Origin of the sequence: Halovivax limisalsi (genome assembly GCF_023093535.1) — an archaeon.
Taxonomy (GTDB): domain Archaea; phylum Halobacteriota; class Halobacteria; order Halobacteriales; family Natrialbaceae; genus Halovivax; species Halovivax limisalsi.
This window is the reverse complement of record NZ_CP095757.1, coordinates 3,496,688-3,512,705: the sequence shown is the minus strand read 5'-3', so window position 1 is coordinate 3,512,705 and position 16,018 is coordinate 3,496,688. Positions and strand designations below refer to the sequence as shown.

The window sequence follows — 16,018 nt, the reverse complement described above, 5'->3', positions numbered from 1 at the left end:
GCCACCGTCTCGGGTGCTGGTACACCCGGGACATTTTTGAGCGGGAACGAAGTTCCCGCGATGCTCGAAAGAGTCAGTGACTCTTTCGTTGTCGCGCACGTCCCCCGGCGACGACCGATGGAGACGACGACTTCCGGATCGGCTACGCGCAGTAGTGACTTATATCTAACTCTAATGGGACGAATTTTGGAGCTTCTGGTCCATCAGAGCGGGTTTTAGAATCGTTCTCCGACGGCCGGGTGGTGTTCAGATTGTGCCCAGAAGATCGGAAGCCGGCCGAAACTCTCGAAGAATCGAATGCGAGCCCCTCCGTAGGAAGAACGCTCGCATTTCCGGCCCGGCCGTTCCGAACGAGTCGAAGCAATTGCTCTTCCGGAAGCCGGTCCGGTCCCTGCTATTGACGGCGACCCTAGGGGACTGTCGTGGCCGTTCACGGGGGCATTCTTAACCGTCGACTGTGTGGGCAGCGGTATCGATGTATCTGGTTACGTTTCGCCTCGATCCGGGGGAGTACGACGACGAGTTCCACCAGTTGAACGACGCGATTCAGGCGGTCGCTGAGGAGACGGACGGCTATCGCGGAAAGCGTACGTGGAACCATCCCGAAAACGACGAGGTGCTGGTCGTCTACTACTGGGAGTCACTCGACGCGCTCGAGTCGTTCGGGGCGGATCCGGACCACGAACGTGCAAAACAGCGGTGGACGGAGTGGTACGACGCGTACGAGGTTACCATTACGGAAGTCGTCGAGACGTACGGGAGCGGCTTCGGTGACGATGCGAGCCCGCCCGCGTGAGATCACCACCGGTTTGAGTAGCGGAGTCCGATCGCTGATACCGAGTACCTCCTGCATCGGCATCGCCCGACCGAACGTTCCCGTTTCTGCAAGGTACGGCCGCTACAGTACTTGATCGAGCAATTATCTACGTGCGGCGGTCGGGCCCACCGATTTCAGCGATCCGGCGCCAGAATAGCTATCACTTCCTCCGCTTGAATGTGAGGCGGAGTAGACCGATGGCGGAGAACGCTACGAGACGAAACAAGGAGTTGATTCGCGAGTACTACGCGGCGTGGGACGCCGGCGATCCGGACGCGATCGCGGCGTTCTTCGCGGACGATTTCTCTACGACGTACACCGATTGGATGGGTGAGGAAGTCCGGGTGGCCCCCGCGGATGTCCACGACTGGATTGCCGGGTGGCTGGACAGCATGGCCGAAATGACCCATCAGATCCACGAACTGGTGGCCGAAGGTGACCAAGTGGTCGCCAACGTCACGTACCGGGCCATCCACGACGGGACGATACACGGAATCGAACCGACCGGGAACACCGTCGAGGTCGAGGAGTACCTCAGGTTCCGCCTCGAGAACGGTACCATCGTCGAGCTCGATTGGGTGAGCGATGACCTATCTCTCTTGACACAGCTAGGGCTCACCCTCCCGATCGAGGCGTAACTCTCGCCCGCGACACCTCGATGATCCCGACCCGAGCGATCACTGAAATCGAACCGGTTGCGGTACCGCCGGGCGTACCGCGAGTTCGAGCCTACTCGCGCTACTGGATTCGCCCGCCGTATTCAGCACGACTCTGACAACGGCATCGGACGCTCGTGGAACGGCGACGATTGTTGGGTGGAGGCGTTACTGGTGAATCCCTGTACTGAGCGGACGATGCACGTAGGAGTGGATCGAAGAGTGGCTTCCGCGTTCGATTGCCGAACCGATCTCGAACGGCGAACGCGATCGGGACTCACTCTCGCAGATCGGCGTCGGAAATCGGTGGTGAGGGCGCTCACTCCCACCGAACGGTCGCGTTGTCGGCGATAATCGCGTCACTCGAAAGAATGGCGTCCGTCTCGAGTCGTTCGTGAGTGGAAACGATCATCGCGTCGTGAATCGACAATTCCGGGACCCGCGGGGCCAGTACCGGCAGTTCGTCACTCCCGTGATCGACGACGGTGAGTGGGAGATTAGTCTCGAGCTGGTCGACGATCGTTGTGGCATCGGCTCCGATCGGGACCCCCGCGATTTCGTCGCGTTTGTGAATGCGATACAGCGATTCGATCGCGGCGATCGTCGGCAGATAGAGCGTGGCGTCGCCGGCTTCCGCTCGACGAAAAATCTCGTCAACATTCGGCGGAAGACTGTCGACGAGATACCGGATAAACGCGACCGCATCGACGGTGTACCGACTCATTCGGTCCACTCACCGTCGCGTCGGTCCCGGATCTCCTCGGCAAGGGTCTCGGCTACTGCTTCGCGTTCCTCCGGCGTTGCGTCGTCGGGAACGAGCATTCCACGACCGCTCGAGGGTTCCCGCTTTTTCAGTACGATCCCGTCGTCCGTTTCCTTCCAGACGACCTGATCGCCGGGCTCGATATCGAACTTCTCACGGAGTGACTGGGGTATCGTCGCCTGCCCCTTCTGACTGACGCGAGTCGTCTCGGCCATGTGTGGTATTACTGCCTGTAAAACTTAACGCTTACTCCGTTACACGGCGATGGAACGCCACTACAACCCCTTCTCGTACAGGTACTCCCACACCGCGTCGTCGCCGAGCACGCTCTCCTGCTCGCCCACCCGCTCGAATTCGGTCGCCTCGTAGAAGGAGACGCCGACGTCGTTGTCGGCGAGTACCTCGAGCCACAGCGTCTCGAAGTGCTCGCGGAGGTCGCGCTCGACTCGTTCGAGCAGGCGGCTCCCGACGCCGTCGCCCCAGACGCCCGGTCGCGCGTAGATCCGCGAGAGCTTCGCCGTCGCCTCCAGGTTCGGATGGGGACCGGCGTGCGCGAAGCCGACGACGGCCGACTCGGCGCCGGTCGACTCGCCGCGGTTCGCGCCGAATCGCTCGTTATCGACCCCATCGGATCGCGCGGAGTCGCTATCGGCCGCCGAATCCGCCCGCTCGCAGACGAGGAACGTCGCGTCGGCGCGACCGGCGGCGTCCGCGATGTCGTCGGCGAGCGAGTCGAGCGCGTACCACCGATCGATCGTCCGATCGACCGTTTCGGCGCCGACGATATCGTCGTAGGCCGCGTGCCAGCTCTCGCGGGCGACGTGCTGGATCGTCGCCGCGTCATCCGGCCGAGCGTCGCGGACGGTCCCGCCCATACGACGAAGTCAGCGAGGCCGGCCAAAAAGGTTCGTTCGTCGGATTCTGGCGGTGCGTTCGGTGGTAGTGGGGTGCTGGTTCGAGAAGAAGATCGCGTGTTCGACGGTCGGCGACCGCGCTCGGTCGCTTCCCCCGAATTATCGAATCCGCGCGCCGATCGCACCGATGAGGCCGAGCAGGGCGGCGATCGGTCCGAAGCCTGGTAGCGCGTCGCCACCGGGTACCGCGCCGTCGTCGCCGTCCGACCCGTCGTCGGTCGACGATCCGTCGTCGTTGCCGTCATCGCTCGAACCGTCGGTACCGTCGTCGCCGGTCGATCCGTCGTCGCCATCACCGTCGGCGTCCGCGCCGGACATCGTCATCGTTCGCTCGGAGAAGTGATCGATCGCGACGGCGACCGTCGCCTTGGCCTCGGTCTGCGAGGTGACCATATAGCGCGGTTCCTCGCCGGCCGCGCCGGCTTCGAGTTCGGACATCGAACTGGCTTCGGCGGCCGCCTCGCCGTCGACGGCGACCGAGAGGTCCTCGAACGAGCCGACGGCCGCCTCGGAGACGGACGTCAGGACGATCGTCCCCTCGCTGACCGAGCGATCGATGGTGACCTCGACGCGGTTCTGCGCTTCGGTGCTGACCTCGGTCGAGGTCTCCTCGCTGTACGTGACCGCTTCGCTCGCGATCCCCTCCGCGCGCTCCTCGACGTGGAGCTCGACCGCGGCCGAACCGTCCGCGATCAGTCGCTCTTCGGCTTTCGCCCGCTCGTCGCGCTCGCCGTCGGCGTACGAGCGGAAGACGAGCGACGCCTCGCCAGAGAGCTCCGCCGAGACGTTCCCCTCGTCGTTGACGGTCACGTCGCCGTCGCCCACGACCACGAACGCGCCCGTGCGATCGCCGCTGTCGACGACCACCGCGTCGCCGTCGGCCGTCGCGGAGGCGTCGCCCGCGAGCCGGGCCTCGACGACCTGCGAGTCGCCGCCCGCCTTGATCACGAGCTGGCCGCGTTCGGTGTCGTGCGCGGAGAGTTCGGCGCCGCTCTCGGCCGTGATCGTCGCGCTGGTGTCGGTTTCGGCGGCCAGCGAGAGCCCGGCACCGTCGACGTTCACGACGGCGCCGAGCCCGACGCCGGCGCCGAGGCCGGCGCTGGATTTGGACTGGACGCGCACCTCGTCGAACGTCGTCTCGCCGTCGACGCTGACGTCCGCGAGCGCGTTGCCGTCGACCGCGAAGTCGACGTGGGCGCCGGTGTAGCCCTCGCTATTCGAGTCTTGTGCCGATACGACGGGTCCCGGGACGGCCATCGCGAACAGGCTCGTCACCAGGAGGAGGCTGCATACGGCGGCAGTACTGCGGGTCATTGCACTCGATGAATGCAAAGCGCGATAAAAACCCCTTCTGGCAAATCCGTCAAAACGTCGCGTCGATCGGTCGTCGGCTCGCCAGTCGTCGAGCGGTTACCGCGAGATGCGACTGGTTCCGTTCGCCGCGACGACGGCCTCGACCTCGTCCATCGTGACGCGCGCGACGTCGCCCGGAATCGTCCGCTTGAGGGCGGCCGTCGCCGCGGCGAACTCGAGGGCGCGGGGAACGTCGTCGCCGGTCAACCGGCGGGCGAGGAAGGCGCCGGCGAACGCGTCGCCGGCGCCGACGGGTTCGCTCGCGTCCGTCTCGAAGGCGTCCTGGTCGTGGACGACGCTGTCGTGCCAGGCGAGGGCGCCCTGCTCGCCGCGGGTGACGACGACGGTCGTGAAGTCGAACTGCGAGGCGAGCTTGTGCGCGAGCTGGCGGTGATCGCCTTCGAACCCGAAGACGGTCTTCGCGTCGCGGGCGGCGATGATCAGGACGTCGACGCCCGGGAACAGGCCGGTCAGGACGTCCTGTGCCTCTTTGGGCGACCAGAGCTTCTCGCGGTAGTTGACGTCGAAGGCCGTCCGCGTGCCAGCCGAGCGGGCGGTCTGGAGCAGCTGCTTCGTCGTCTCGCGCAGCGTCGGCGACAGCGCCGGGGTGATCCCCGAGGTGAAGAACAGTCGGCCGTCGCGCACGCGATCGAGCGGGAGTTCGTCCGCGCTCGCGCTCGTGATCGCGCTGTCCGACCGGTCGTAGTGGATCTTCGAACCCCGCGGTTTGCCCGCGGTCTCGACGTAGTAGGTCCCGACGCGCCCGTCGCGACTCCAGGTCACGTCGGTCTCGATGCCGCACTGGTGGAGGTCGCCGACGATACGCCGGCCGAGCGGCGTTCGCGGCAGCTTCGACAGCCAGGTCGTGACGGCGCCGAGTCGATCGGCGGCGACGGCGACGTTGCTCTCGGAGCCGCCGACGTGGATGTCCAGCGACGAGGCCGTTTCGAGCCGTTCCGTTCCCGGCGGCGAGAGGCGAAGCATCGTCTCGCCGAAGGCGACGAGGTCGCTCATCGCACCCTCCGTTGCGGTCGGTCGGTCACTGGCGCGCACTGGCGGATCATAGGCTGGGTAGGGACCGGACGTCCCATAAGTGGTGGCGGTACCTGACAGCGGCCGACGAGTAGATAGCACTCCCTGCACCGTTTCAACGCGTCCTTTCAGGATCGTTGATGTGTCGATCTCGGTCACAATCGACCCGGCGAACCGCCAGTCCGTCCGGGTGACGACCCGAGCCCGGTCAGGCGCACCGGCGGGCCATTCGAGCCTGCTCAGGCATCCGGCAGAGACGATTCGAGGACCGTCCCGGCCGCGTCGGTCGCCGGAGCCGGTTTCGCCGTCACTTCGTAGCCGACGTCCGATACCAGCGACAGGCTGGTCTCGACGTGGTCCGTCCGTGACGGGATGCTGACGCGTCCGCCGGCGACGGCCAGCCAGACCACCAGCTGGTCCCCGAGGTGCGCGTCGACGGGGGACGCGTGATCGAGGCTTCGCTCCGCCGCCTCGGCGGCGTTCGCGCCGACCCGCTCGGCGGGCGTCCCGCGCTCCCCGAGCGCGCTGGCGCCGCAGATCGCGTTCTCGTAGTCGAGGCGCGCGACGACGGCCGAGCCGGGCGAGTCGCTCGCCGCCGTCGTCACGACGCGTTCGGCGAGTGCGCCCCGCTGGTCGTCCGAGCCGGGGCGTGCGTCGTCCCCGCCCAGTTCGACCGGGCCGAGCCGGTCGAGAAAGCCCTCGATCTGTCTGTCGGCCACGTCGCGATCGGCGAGCGAGGCGGATTCCGTGGAGTACAGCCGTACGGCCTGGAGCGGTCCGCGATCCACGAGGTCGAGCGGCGTCATCGTCGACGGCGCGAGGCGGAGGGTGGCCCGACCGCCGCCGGCGGGGTAGAACCCGCGCCGATCGACCTCGACGACGGCCTGCAGCCCGGCGCGTCGCAGCAGCGGCAGTTTGACGCGGCGCAGGTAGTCCAGCGGCGGCGACCACTTGACGTCCGTCCCGCCGGTTGCCGTCACGGTGAGCGGCTCCTCGAGGCGCGTCGCCAGCGGCGAGATCGCGTCGAAGAGTAACGTCGTGCTCCCGGCCGTCCCGATGTCGACCGCGTAGTGGCCGCCGGGGATGGTGGCCGACGGCGCGTCGTCTTCCTCGGACGGATCTGGATCGAACTGCACCGTCTCGCTGCCCGTCTCGGCACCCGAGACCGTCGCGTCGCAGATCGACGCCATCGTCTCGACGACGGCCAGGTGCTGGGGGCGCACGCCCGGCATCGAGCGATCGCCGCGGACGTTCTCGATCCGAACCGCCCGGCCGTCGAGTGCGGCCAGCGTCAGCGCCGAGCGGAGGAACTGCCCGCCCGCGTCGGCGCCGTCGAGTTCGAGCATACCGGACGTTGGCGGGCCGACGGCTTTGGTGTGTGGATTCGACCCGGGTTGGATGCAACCGCCGCCGGTGTGAATCCGCCGAAGACTAATCGTGATCGCGGTCGCACCTGACAGATATGGATCGACCGACCCCCACTGCGTGGACCTCCATCGCGTCGACAGCCGCCGTGGCGACAGCAAACGGCCTCACCACGTCGCATTCCTATCGCCCCAGACCGACGGGTGGTGATCGATGAGCGACGATCCGGTCGACGACGAGGCGCCGGAGGGCACCGCGTCGAACACGCGGACGGATGCCGGATCTGACGCGCCGCCGGCCGAGACCGACGTGGTCGTCGTCGGCGGCGGGGTCATGGGAACGGCGACCGCGTTCTTCCTCGCCCGCGAGACCGATCGCGACGTCACGCTGCTCGAACGCGATCGCCTCGCGGCGGGCTCGACCGGCGACTCCTCGGCCATCCTGCGTCACCACTACGGCGACCAGGCGATCTACACGGACATGGCCTGGTGGAGCCACGAGTTCTACCGCTCGTTCGACGACGAGACGGGCGCCTCGATCCTCCACGAGGACGCCCCGCTCGTCCGCTTCGCAGACGCGGGAACGCCCGGCGGCGAGTACGCGACGGCGGGCTACGACGTCCTCGACGCCCGCGACATCCCCGTTTCGAGACACGAAGGCGACGCCCTCCGGGAGCGATACCCCATGTACGAGGGCGCGGACGCGTTCGACTTCGCCGTCAGCGATGACGCGGCGGGCTACTCGGACGGCTCCGACGCCGCGCTGGGCTTCGCCCGCGGCGCGACCGATCTGGGCGCGGGGATCCACACCGGCGTTTCCGTCGAGTCGATCGAGACGACCGACGCCGATCCCACCGCGGGAAGGGATCCCGGCCGCGTCGCCGCCGTCGAGACTGATGCCGGGCGGATTGCGTGCGATCAGGTCGTCGTCGCGGCGGGACCGTGGACGCCCGAACTCGCCGCGACCGTCGGCGTCGACATCCCGATCACGCCCGTCAGAGAACAGATCATCTTGCTCGACCCGCCCGCCGAGTACGCCGCGGACTATCCGGAATTGACACCGACGATGAGCCTCCCCGGCGGCGAGTGGTACGTCCGACCGGACGTCGGCGGCGGGATCCTCGTCGCCACGCACCGCCACGCCGAGGAGGCGGACCCCGACGACTACGAGAATACGCCCGACGAGGAGACGGTTCTCGAACTCGTCGACGCGATGACCGAGCACGTTCCGGGCCTGGCCGATGCGGGCATCAAAGGATCTTACTGCGGGGTCTACTCGACGACGCCGGACCACGATTTCGTCATCGACGAGGCGGGCCCCGAGGGCTGTTACTGGTGCTGTGGCTTCTCCGGACACGGATTCAAACACGGCCCCGCCGTGGGGAAGCTCGCGGCGGCGCTCGTGCGGGGCGAGTCGCCGACCCTCGGCGAGACCCGGATCGACGTCGAGTACTTCTCGCTCGATCGGTTCGCGGACGACCCGGCCGGCAACGGCCGCCCGGACGATTACCTCTGAGAGCGATCGCTCGTGGGCGCCGTCCGAACGTCGCCCGATGCTCGCAATAGCGGCGCTCGCCGCTCACATCCGTTCGAGGTCGTCGATTTCTCCCTCGCTCCAGTCGTAGTAGTACCGGTCGACCGAGCGCAGCGTCTCCACGCACTCGTTGTATGCGCGGCGGGCGTCGTCGGCGAGCGGATCGTTCGGATTCGCCTCGATCCACCGCCGCAGGTCGGCCAGCGCCCGCGGGGAGTAGGTGTCGATGCGGTCCTGCTCGGACAGGAGGTCGACTTTCCGTTCCTCCTGGCGGAGCGTCCGGACGAGCGCCCACGCGGCGACGCCCCAGAAGGCGGTGAGCGTGAAAGCGAGGGTACCGAGGACGGCCGGCGTGAGCGCCATCACTCCGCACCTCCGGTGACGCCGGGCTCCGGTTTCGAGCCGTTTCGCCCCTCGACGTACCACATGAGGAGGTAACTGAGAACCGGGAACGTGACGAGGACGATCATGCCGCCGATCATCTCGGGCGAGCCGCGCTCCTCCCAGGCGAAGTAGGCGACGATGAAGATCATCACCGCGGGGATGACGTACTTGACGACCGGGTTCCACCAGCGACCGATGTAGATCCCGGAGTTGCGGTTGACAGCGAGGACGCGGAGCCGTTCCGGCCCGAGGATCCAGCCGATGGTGAGGATGATCGAGAGCGTCGCCAGCGGCAGCCCCCAGTTGCCGAAGACGAAGTCCAGGTAGTCGAGCGTGTCCGCGGAGGCCGCGCTCGGGAGTCCGAGCAGCCAGATGACGCCGCAGACCCCGAGGACCGTCTGGGTCCGGCTGAACCGCAGCTCCTCGGCGACCGTCGTCACGCTCACCTCGGTGATCAACAGCCCGGAGGTGAACGAGGCCAGGAAGAAGCCGACGAAGAAGAGGATGGCGACGAACCCGCCGAGGGGGATCTCCGGGAACACCTGCACCAGCGAGACGAATGCGAGTCCGGCGCCGGCGTCCGGCTCGCCGCCGACGGCGAAGACGATCGGGAAGATCGCCAGCGCGGCGAGGATGCCGACGCTCGACTCCGCGATTCCGGTGAACACCCCGCCGCCCAGCGGGACGTCGTCGTACTCGCGGAGGTAGCTCCCGACCGTCAGCGCGATGCCCCACCCCAGTCCCGTCGAGAACAGCGCCTGGCCGAGCGCGGTGATCCAGGTGCTGCTGCGCGTGAGGAACGTCCAGTCGACGTCGAAGGCGAAGGCGACCCCCTCGGCCGCGCCGGGAAGGGTGAGCCCCCGGATCGCCATGATCGCCAGCGTGAGGACGAGCCCCGGCACGGCGTAGATGACGACGCGCTCGACGCCGCGGCGAATGCCGAGGACGAGGATCGCCGCGATCGACCCCATCACGACGGTGTGCAGTCCGATCATGAGGGCGGCGTTGTCGAACAGCGCGTTCATGAACGGTTCGGCCTCGAAGCCGGCGCCCGTGAACGTGAAGGCCAGCGAGTGGGCCGCGTAGTACAGCGTCCACGCGATCACCGGCGAGTAGTACGACATCAGCGCGATGTTCACGAGCAGGACGATCACGCCGAGGCCGACGAGGCCGCCCGACCCGACGACGTCGCGAAAGGCGCCGACGACGCCCTTCTGCGCGTACCGGCCCAGGGCGACCTCGGCCATCAGTCCCGGGACGGCGAGGACGAACAGGATCGAGAGGTAGGCGACGACGAACGCGCCGCCGCCGTTGTTACCCATCACGTACGGGAAGCGCCAGATGTTGCCCGCGCCGACCATCGCGCCCATCATCGCCATCAGGAACCCGAAGCGGGTCCCCCACTCGGCGCGAGCGGTCTTCGTGTCTGACTCGGCCATCTCGTCAGTGACCGCCAACGAGCGGGTTCCTATAGGTTGGGTTCGGTGTCGTTACGTGAAGCAGTTGAGACGACGCCGGCCGACAGCAGGTGCGGTCCTGGACGAGACGACTGCGCTGAGGACACCACAGGATCCGGCGGACAGGACTGGGGACGCCGGTCGACCCTAGCCGCCGTGGCCCGGATAGTCGCGTTCGAACCGATCCTCGAGCTCGGACTCGTCCAGCTGGACGACCACGGGGCGACCGTGCGGGCAGGCGTACGGATTCCGGCAGTCGTCGAGCGCGGACAGCAGGTCGACGACCGACCCCTCGTGCAGCGAGGAGTTGGCGGTGATCGACGGGTAGCACGCGAGGTCGCCGAGGAACGCGTCGGCCAGCTCGTCGACGGTCTCGGCGCCGCTGGCGTCGTCGCCGCCCACGATCGAGGCGAGCACGTCGCGCAGTTGCGCCGGCTCGACCGTCTCGTCGAAGACGGCGGGGACGGCCGTCACGGCGACCGTCCGCTCGTCGACGCGGTCGGCCCGGAACCCGAGCCGGGTGAGCGCCTCGGCCGCGTCGGCGAAGGCGGCCGACTCCGCCGCCGTGAGTTCGAGTTCGACGGGCTCGGCCAGCGCCTGCGCGGCGGGGTTCTCCGCGACCGCGCGCCGGAGGCGCTCGTAGTTCACCCGCTCGTCCGCCGCGTGCTGGTCGACCAGGGCCAGACCCTCCGGCGTCTCGCAGACGATGTACGTGTCGTGCAGTTGTCCGAGGACCCGCATCGGCGGCAGCGTCTCGAAGTCCCCGTCGATCGAGGCCGCCTCGCCGTCGAGGGTTCGCTGGTCCGTCCCGGCGTCGAACTTCCGGTCCGGATCCGGCGCTGGGCCACGCTCCCTGGTCGAACCGTCACCGCTGGCGCCCGCCGCGTCGGCGGGCGCCGCCCGCGCATCGCGCCCGGTCCGATCGGGCGCACCGGTCGACGAATCCGTTGGTTGTCCAGTATCCCGCTCCGAGTCCGGCCGCCCACTCGACGCGGCTGCTCGCCGGTCCGTCGCGCCGTCTCCCTCACGATCCGATGCGTCGCCGTCGGCCGAGTCCTCGCGTCCGACGTGGTCGGGCCCCGGCGGCTCGTCTTCGACGGATGCAGCCACCTCCTCGACGCCGCCTGCGTCGGCGGACGGGTCGGCGTTGCGACCGTCGTCACCCGTCGTCGATACGTCGCCGGCCGGCTCGTTCGCCGTCTCCTGGCGCTCGCTCAGCGCCCGCTCCTGTCCGTTTCGACGGTCGCCGGTCCCCGGTTCGACGCGCGCCTCGTCGGGAGCCGACCGCCCGCGGGGCGCGCCCGACCGGAGCAGCCCGTGGTCGAGCAGGGCGGATTCGACGGCTGCGTCGACCTGCCGGCGGACCGCGTCCCCGTCGTCGAAGCGAACCTCGCGCTTTCGTGGGTGGACGTTGACGTCGACGGCGTCGCCGGGAACCGAGAGGAAGCAGACGACGAACGGGTAGCGATCCGACCCGAGTTGCGCGCCGTATGCGCCCATGATCCCCTCGCGGACGGCGTCGGCGGTGACCGCGCGGCCGTTGACGTAGGTGGCCAGGTACTCGCGTGTCGAGCGGTTCGTCTCCGGGTGCGAGACGAGTCCGGTGACCGATTCGACGGGTCCGGGCGGGAGCGCCTCGCCGTCGGCCGCGACCTCGATCATCGACGAGGCGACCTCGCGGCCGTAGACGGCGAGTACCGCGGCCTGCAGATCGCCCTGGCCGGTCGTGGCGAACACCTCGCGGCCGTCGTGGGACAGCGAGATGGCCACGTCCGGATTGGCCAGCGCGTACCGGGTCACGACGCGGTTGACGTGGGCGAACTCCGTCGCTTTCGTCTTGAGGAACTTCCGCCGGGCGGGCGTGTTGTAGAAGAGGTCGGTCACCTCGACCGACGTCCCCTCCGGGCAGCCGACCGGTTCGACGCTCGTCACCTCGCCGCCCTCGTAGACGAGTTCCGTGCCGACGGCGGGGTCATCTCCGGCCGTGTCGGCGTCGTCATCACCGCTCGCTCGCGGCCGACTCTTGATGCGAAGGCGCGAGACCGAACCGATCGTGTGCAGGGCCTCGCCGCGAAAGCCGAGCGTAGTGACGCCGCCCTCGAGGTCCGCCAGGTCGGCGATCTTGCTCGTCGTGTGCTGGCGAACCGCCGCGCGCAGGTCCGCCTCGGTCATCCCCTGGCCGTCGTCGGCCACGCGGATCAGCTCCGTGCCGCCCGCCTCGACGGTGACGTCGATCCTGGTTGCGTCGGCGTCGAGGCTGTTCTCGACGAGCTCTTTCACCGCGCTCGCGGGGCGCTCGACGACCTCGCCGGCCGCGATGCGCGCGACCGTCTCCTCGTCGAGCTGGTGGATGTCGGTGTCTCCGTCCATTGGTGTGACCGCTGCGTCTACACGCGAGGTGGTCGGCCGTCCCTATGAGTGTGTCCACTCCGGAGCGAAAGTGAACCGGTCGGTCGGTGGTACCCGCTCGAAACGGTTACTTCGTTCCGGCGCGAGAGACGGTCTATGAATGCTGAATCGCTGGTCGGCGCGAGCGGGATCTTCGCGGAACTCTCGCCGGTGCAAACGACGGTCCTCCTCCTCGCCGGCTCGCTGGCCCTCGCGGTCGCTCTCGAGTTCGTCTTCCTTCGGGGACTCCTCCGCGTGACCGACCGCACGAAGACGACCTACGACGACATCGTCGTCGGCGAGCTCAGGCTGCCGCTCGTGCTGACGGCGGCGCTGGCCGGCGTGTTCGTGCTCACGCAGGTCCCCTCGGTCCGGGCGAACGTCCTCTTCGAGCCGGCCCAGCTCGAGACGTTCTTCGGCAAGCCGTCGCTGTCGATCATCATCGTGGCGTGGGCCGTCGCGCTCAATCGGACGGTCAACCGCCTCGTCGACGCGGTCAACGCGGAGGACTCGCGATTCGACTTCGCGCCCGTGTTCTCGAACGTGTGGACGCTCGTCGTCGCGGGCGGGACGGTCGTCGTCATCCTGTCGGTCTGGGGGTACAGCATCTCGCCGCTCCTGGGGGCCGCCGGCGTGGCCGGCATCGCGGTCGGCTTCGCAGCTCGCGATACCGTGGCCAACTTCTTCGGGGGCATCGCGCTGTACTTCGACGACACGTACAAGATCGGCGACTACGTCGAGCTGGATTCGGGCGACGCTGGGACGGTCGTGAAGGTCGGCGTCCGGTCGACGACGCTCATGATGCGCGACGAAGTCCTCGTCACCGTCCCGAACTCGGTGTTGAACGCCTCGCGGGTGATCAATCACTCCGGGCCCCAGCGGCGGTGTCGACTCAAAGCCCCGATCGGCGTCGCCTACGGCACCGACATCGACGCGTTCGAGGCGCTGGCGCTCGACATCGCCGCCGAGGAGTCGCTCGTGCTCGACTCGCCGACGCCCAGGATGCGCTTTCGCGCGTTCGGCGACTCGGCGCTGGAGTACGAGTTGCTGTGCTGGGTGAGTTCGCCGACGCGCGTCAAGAAGGCCCACCACCAGCTCAACCGGGCGTTGTACAAGCGCCTGCAGAAGGCGGGGATCGAGATCCCCTTCCCGCAGCGCGACGTCCACGTCGTCTCCGAGACCGAGACCGATCCGTCGCCGACCCGGTCCGCGACCGAGGGCGTGACGGTGACGCACGACGACGCGGCGACCGGCGGGTCCTGAACCGCCGGTCCGGTTCGGTCCGAACCGGCGGATCGTCCGTCTCTTTCAGTCGCGTGCGGAGACTCTCACGACCGCGCCCAACGGCCGTTTTGTCGCCGGCCGTGGGAGGATCGCCCGACAATGGGAGATATCGACGTCGCGATCGGAGTCGACGCGGACTGCGTCGCCGGCTGGCTCGGTTCCTACGGCGGGGCGGACTCGCCCGCCGACCTCTCGCGGGGTATTTCGGCCGGCAACGAGGGCATCCCGCGGCTGCGGACGCTGTTCGCCGAGGAGGGAATCGACACGTCGTGGTACGTCCCCGGTCACACGCTGGAGACGTTCCGCGACGAGATCGAGGCGGTCGCCGCCGACGGACACGAACTCGGCGTTCACGGCTACTCTCACGAGAACCCGACCGACCTCTCGCGCGAGCAGGAAGACGAGATCCTCGCGGTCTCGATCGAACTGATCGAGGAGGTCACCGGAAGCGCCCCCGCCGGCCACCGGGCGTCGTGGTGGGAGTTCAGCGAGCACACGCCGGAACTCGTCCGGACGCACGGCTTCGACTACGACAGCAGTCTGATGGAGCGCATGTTCGAACCGGGCTGGATGCGCGAGGGCGACAGCTGGGCGAAGATCGACTACGAGGAGGACCCGGAGACCTGGATGACGCCCTACGAGTACGGCGAGGAGACCGACGTCGTCGAGATCCCGATCAGCTGGTACCGCGACGACATCCCGCCGATGCTGTTCATCAAGCAGCCGATCTACCACGCCGGGTACAAGGACCCCGAGATGATGTACGAACAGTACTACAAGAGCCAGTTCGACTTCCTCGCCGAGCGCCGCGGCGCCGGCGTCTACACCTTCACCATCCACCCGGACATCCACGGCCTCCCGCACATGATCCCGCTCCTCGAGGACTTCATCCGGTACGTGAAGGGTCACGACGACGCCGAATTCGTCACGCTCGAGACGATCGCCGAGAAATTTCGGGACGACCCGTCGGTCTACGAGAGCGAGACCGACTACGTCTAGGCGTTCGTCCCGACCGCTCCCTCGCGCGGACCGGCGAACGCGTCGCGAATCCACTCGCGCTCGTCGGTCGGATCGTCCATTTCGCGCTCGGCAGCCGCGTCGTCGAGCGCCCGCCCGGCCGCCGCGATCGCGAGCGAGAGCCTGAGCCGGGCCTTCCCCGCCGCGAGGTCGCCGGCGAAGATCGCCCCGTGATCGCGAAGGGCCTGCCCGCCGCCGTCGCCGCCGTAGACCGGCGACGTTCGACCGGCGAGGCAGCGAGACGTGACGACGACCGGAATCCCGTCTTCGATCGCCGACCCGACCGCGTCGCCGACGGGGGCAGTCGCGTTGCCGAGGCCCGTTCCCTCGACGACGATGCCGTCGACGCCGCGGTCGATCGCGGCCCGGGCGAGCGTGTCGTCCGCGCCGCTGGTGCTCGTGACGGCGACGACCGTGGGAGAAAGCGAGGTCGCGGGGACGGGATGCGCCTCGCTCCGGGGTCGGCGGCGGATCGCCACGCCGTCGCGGTCGACGACGGCGACCGGCCCGCGGCCGGGCGAACGGAACGCGGCGAGTCGCGAGGTGTGTACCTTCCGGACCGCACGCGCCGAGTGAACGGTCTCGGCGAACGCGACGAAGGCGCCGCCGGTCGCGCCCTCGCGCTCGCGGAACGCCCGCGCGGTCCGGACCGCCGTCAGGAGGTTCGACGGCCCGTCCGCGCTCACCTCGTCGGGCCGTCGCTGGGCGCCGGTCAGGAGGACGGGCGTCTCCGGCTGGACGGTCACGTCCAGGTAGTAGGCGGTCTCCTCCATCGTGTCGGTGCCGTGGGTCACGACGACGGCGTCGACCGACGGGTCCGCGTCGAGCGCTCTCACCCGCTCGCCGATCGCTTCGAGCGACTCGCGATCCATCTCGTAACTCGGTACCTGGACGACGTCTTCGACGGCCACCTCGGCCAGGTCCGAAAGCGGCGGAACGGCCTCGATCAGCTCCCGGCCGCGCTTCGTCGGACTCGCGCCGGCCCCGTCCCCGTCCGCGGTGCTCGCGATCGTCCCGCCCGTCGCGAGTACGGTCACGTTCATGGGCGCCCTTGG

15 protein-coding genes are annotated in these 16,018 nt (G+C 68.4%); 5 read left to right on the top strand and 10 right to left on the bottom strand.

All coding sequences use genetic code 11. The annotated features are described in order from the left end of the window. Positions 1–475: 475 nt before the first annotated feature. Together MXA07_RS16340 and MXA07_RS16335 are read left to right on the top strand one after the other, a co-directional pair. Positions 476–796 carry an antibiotic biosynthesis monooxygenase family protein gene (locus MXA07_RS16340; protein WP_247729661.1) on the top strand — a complete coding sequence of 107 codons (321 nt, stop codon included), beginning with the start codon at positions 476–478 and terminating at the stop codon, positions 794–796. 251 nt (positions 797–1,047) lie between these two features. Continuing rightward, positions 1,048–1,455: an ester cyclase gene (locus tag MXA07_RS16335; protein WP_247729660.1), complete on the top strand. Its 408-nt coding sequence runs from the start codon at positions 1,048–1,050 to the stop codon at positions 1,453–1,455. A gap of 337 nt (positions 1,456–1,792) precedes the next feature. On the opposite strand, the gene MXA07_RS16330 is transcribed toward MXA07_RS16335, so the two are convergent. The 6 genes from MXA07_RS16330 to rtcA all read right to left on the bottom strand — a co-directional run bounded on the left by MXA07_RS16330 (position 1,793) and on the right by rtcA (position 6,881). Then, positions 1,793–2,197, bottom strand: a complete 405-nt coding sequence (locus MXA07_RS16330) for a PIN domain-containing protein (protein ID WP_247729659.1) — start codon at positions 2,195–2,197, stop codon at positions 1,793–1,795. Next, complete coding sequence (locus MXA07_RS16325; protein ID WP_247729658.1) at positions 2,194–2,451, bottom strand: AbrB/MazE/SpoVT family DNA-binding domain-containing protein; 258 nt, start codon at positions 2,449–2,451, stop codon at positions 2,194–2,196. Before MXA07_RS16325 ends, MXA07_RS16330 begins: the two co-directional genes overlap by 4 nt. A 60-nt stretch (positions 2,452–2,511) precedes the next feature. Next, positions 2,512–3,111: a GNAT family N-acetyltransferase gene (locus MXA07_RS16320; RefSeq protein ID WP_247729657.1), complete on the bottom strand. Its 600-nt coding sequence runs from the start codon at positions 3,109–3,111 to the stop codon at positions 2,512–2,514. A 138-nt stretch (positions 3,112–3,249) separates the two neighbouring features. After that, positions 3,250–4,464: a hypothetical protein gene (locus MXA07_RS16315; RefSeq protein WP_247729656.1), complete on the bottom strand. Its 1,215-nt coding sequence runs from the start codon at positions 4,462–4,464 to the stop codon at positions 3,250–3,252. Positions 4,465–4,560: 96 nt separating this feature from the next. After that, the gene (gene kdgK1, locus MXA07_RS16310; protein ID WP_247729655.1) at positions 4,561–5,517 is read right to left on the bottom strand and encodes a bifunctional 2-dehydro-3-deoxygluconokinase/2-dehydro-3-deoxygalactonokinase; all 957 of its coding nucleotides are present in this window, start codon (positions 5,515–5,517) and stop codon (positions 4,561–4,563) included. A gap of 257 nt (positions 5,518–5,774) precedes the next feature. Continuing rightward, complete coding sequence (gene rtcA / locus MXA07_RS16305) at positions 5,775–6,881, bottom strand: RNA 3'-terminal phosphate cyclase (RefSeq protein ID WP_247729654.1); 1,107 nt, start codon at positions 6,879–6,881, stop codon at positions 5,775–5,777. Between the two features lie 352 nt (positions 6,882–7,233). Here rtcA and MXA07_RS16300 point away from each other — a divergent pair, with 352 nt between their 5' ends. After that, the gene (locus MXA07_RS16300) at positions 7,234–8,415 is read left to right on the top strand and encodes an NAD(P)/FAD-dependent oxidoreductase (RefSeq protein WP_425492228.1); all 1,182 of its coding nucleotides are present in this window, start codon (positions 7,234–7,236) and stop codon (positions 8,413–8,415) included. Positions 8,416–8,478: 63 nt separating this feature from the next. Here the strand turns inward: MXA07_RS16300 and MXA07_RS16295 are convergent, their stop codons facing one another. The 3 genes from MXA07_RS16295 to mutL all read right to left on the bottom strand — a co-directional run bounded on the left by MXA07_RS16295 (position 8,479) and on the right by mutL (position 12,644). After that, complete coding sequence (locus MXA07_RS16295) at positions 8,479–8,796, bottom strand: DUF8026 family protein (protein WP_247729652.1); 318 nt, start codon at positions 8,794–8,796, stop codon at positions 8,479–8,481. Next, positions 8,796–10,256: a sodium-dependent transporter gene (locus MXA07_RS16290; protein WP_282102525.1), complete on the bottom strand. Its 1,461-nt coding sequence runs from the start codon at positions 10,254–10,256 to the stop codon at positions 8,796–8,798. Before MXA07_RS16290 ends, MXA07_RS16295 begins: the two co-directional genes overlap by 1 nt. Before the next feature lie 165 nt (positions 10,257–10,421). Continuing rightward, on the bottom strand, positions 10,422–12,644 hold the full coding sequence (mutL, locus tag MXA07_RS16285; protein ID WP_247729651.1) for a DNA mismatch repair endonuclease MutL: 2,223 nt from the start codon (positions 12,642–12,644) through the stop codon (positions 10,422–10,424). 135 nt (positions 12,645–12,779) lie between these two features. On the opposite strand from mutL, the gene MXA07_RS16280 reads away from it, so the two are divergent. Both MXA07_RS16280 and MXA07_RS16275 read left to right on the top strand, forming a co-directional pair. Continuing rightward, complete coding sequence (locus MXA07_RS16280) at positions 12,780–13,925, top strand: mechanosensitive ion channel family protein (RefSeq protein WP_247729650.1); 1,146 nt, start codon at positions 12,780–12,782, stop codon at positions 13,923–13,925. A gap of 120 nt (positions 13,926–14,045) precedes the next feature. Beyond that, the gene (locus MXA07_RS16275) at positions 14,046–14,945 is read left to right on the top strand and encodes a polysaccharide deacetylase family protein (protein ID WP_247729649.1); all 900 of its coding nucleotides are present in this window, start codon (positions 14,046–14,048) and stop codon (positions 14,943–14,945) included. Here MXA07_RS16275 and MXA07_RS16270 read toward each other — a convergent pair. Then, positions 14,942–16,006 (bottom strand): asparaginase, encoded by a 1,065-nt coding sequence (locus MXA07_RS16270; protein ID WP_247729648.1) that lies wholly within the window; start codon positions 16,004–16,006, stop codon positions 14,942–14,944. The two genes, MXA07_RS16275 and MXA07_RS16270, sit on opposite strands and share 4 nt — an antisense overlap. Positions 16,007–16,018: the final 12 nt, after the last annotated feature.